The organism is Streptomyces calidiresistens (assembly GCF_014141525.1).
Lineage (GTDB): Bacteria > Actinomycetota > Actinomycetes > Streptomycetales > Streptomycetaceae > Streptomyces > Streptomyces calidiresistens.
Genome location: NZ_VKHS01001495.1, coordinates 1 through 552, shown reverse-complemented (window position 1 = coordinate 552; position 552 = coordinate 1). Strand labels below are relative to the sequence as shown.

The 552-nt window shown below is 76.1% G+C and carries 1 protein-coding gene; it reads right to left on the bottom strand.

Annotated elements, in window-relative coordinates; translation table 11 throughout:
* A partial coding sequence (locus FOE67_RS27990) for a hypothetical protein (protein WP_182667589.1) occupies positions 1–383 on the bottom strand: 383 nt, incomplete at its 3' end.
* Positions 384–552: the final 169 nt, after the last annotated feature.

The following is a 552-nucleotide window of genomic DNA, read 5'->3' as shown; positions in this document are numbered from 1 at the left end:
GGGGTCGCCGGGGGTGTCGCGGTGGAGGCGGCCTGCACCACGCGGAGCACGCCGGTGGCCAGGCGACCGCCGGTGGCGCAGCTGACGGCGATGGTGTAGTTGCCCGCCGTGGCGCCGGACGGGACGGTGAACTGGCCGATCAGGGCGTCGGTCTGGGTGGAGGGGGCGAGGGTGAACTCGCCGGCACCGACGGCGGTGGCGTCACCGGTGGCGGTGGTGTCCCCGGTGCAGAAGGAGGTGCTGACGGCCACGGCGTCGCCGGGGCGGGCCGGGGTGGGGAAGAGTTCGGCGTCACCGGTCGGGGCCGCCGACGCGGCGCCCCCGGAGAGTCCCGTGGCGCTGAGGGCGAGGACGACGCCCGCGAGGGTACGTGGTGCACGCATGAGGATCCTCCGCTGGGGAGCACGGTCGCGGTGCGAGGGCACCGCACGTGTTCGATCTCAACGGGAATCCGGGGCCGGCGCTCGGCGGGAACGGGGGACGGGAGGACCCCCACGGGCCCGCCCGGATGGTGTTCCCGCTGGTCGGCGGGGTGCGGAGGAGAGGTGGGGC